The organism is Microcoleus sp. S13_C5, assembly GCF_036700845.1.
In the GTDB taxonomy this organism is placed as follows: domain Bacteria; phylum Cyanobacteriota; class Cyanobacteriia; order Cyanobacteriales; family Microcoleaceae; genus Microcoleus.
On sequence record NZ_JAUBPR010000302.1, the window covers coordinates 1 to 1,161 of the forward strand.

1 protein-coding gene is annotated in these 1,161 nt (G+C 42.8%); it reads right to left on the reverse strand.

What is annotated here, in order from left to right; all coding sequences use genetic code 11:
• Positions 1-67: 67 nt before the first annotated feature.
• Positions 68-661 (reverse strand): sigma-70 family RNA polymerase sigma factor, encoded by a 594-nt coding sequence (locus QUA04_RS29745; protein ID WP_333264424.1) that lies wholly within the window; start codon positions 659-661, stop codon positions 68-70.
• Positions 662-1,161: the final 500 nt, after the last annotated feature.

Below are 1,161 nucleotides of genomic sequence, written 5' to 3' on the forward strand. Positions count from 1 at the left end.
TGCTTGTTTATCCCACCCAACATGATGATGCCTCTAAATTCCCTTGTCAATAGCGTTTGAGATGCGCTTACCCTGAGTCAGTCCCATCTTCGCCAAAATTTTCATTGAACCGCTGACGCAAAATTGCCCGCGCCTGGGAAATTCGCTTGCGGACGTTATCGTAGGATATATCAAGCTGTTCTGCAATATCTGGATAAGATAGCCCTGATTCAAAATCGAGAAGAAAAGTCTCGCGCAATCTATCTGGCAACTCATCTATTGCCTCGCGAAAAAATAATTCGACTTCTCCCCGCATAGCAGCGCGAACAGGTGTTTCTTCTTGGCTAATTAATTCGGTTTGGTTTCCTATAGCAATGGTGTCTAAACTGTCAACTCCTACGGCACCCCTGTTGCGATCTCGATGGATATCGGCGCACAGGTTATAAGTCAGTTTGGTTAACCAAGCCTTAAAGTTTTTGATATCATCGGTACAATCTCTTAGTTTCTCCCAAGCTTTCAGCATCGCGCGACTGAGGGCATCTTCAGCATCGGTTGGGTTGCTCATCCACTTGCGACAGCAACGGTAAAGATAATCTTGATTATCCTGCCATAATTTCCAAAAAGCTGAATCTATATCTTGAGTGCCTGAGCAAGGAATTGATGCAGAACTGCAATTTAACATTACTGGTGCCTGAAACTCTAAGTGGACAAACAACTTGCGATTAATTTAGGCAGTAATTTACCTAGCCTCAGATGCACCTATCACTATGTTAACTCACCACTCAGGCTCCAGTCAGTCGGAAAAGTCGGATCTTTAAAGTCGGAAAAGTCGGATCATCGTCGCTATGAGTGCATAGCTCAGACCTCCCCTTAACAATTTAAGCTCACCCGCCAGCTAAAGCGCCACTGTATTAATACTGTATTAATACTGAATAAAGGCTGATATATAGGCTAAGGGGAGCGTCTTTTTTATATGCTGTCTATCATCCCAACCCCGCTCAGGGGTGAGCTTTCTGCAACGTTAGCTGTAACTTTATGCTTGTGTCTGAATCACCACCCCCCAGATTTATCCGTGGGAGCATTTCCACAATTTTAAATCTCAAATCTTAAGTAGTTAAGCAAAATTAATTACATAATTATCTCCAAATTCTTTAAGAATTCTTTCGACAGATGAAACAAGAG

Coding starts and splice junctions, on each gene's coding strand:
- QUA04_RS29745 (WP_333264424.1), bottom strand. CDS start 661: ATGTTAAATTGCAGTTCTGCATCAATTCCTTGCTCAGGCACTCAAGAT.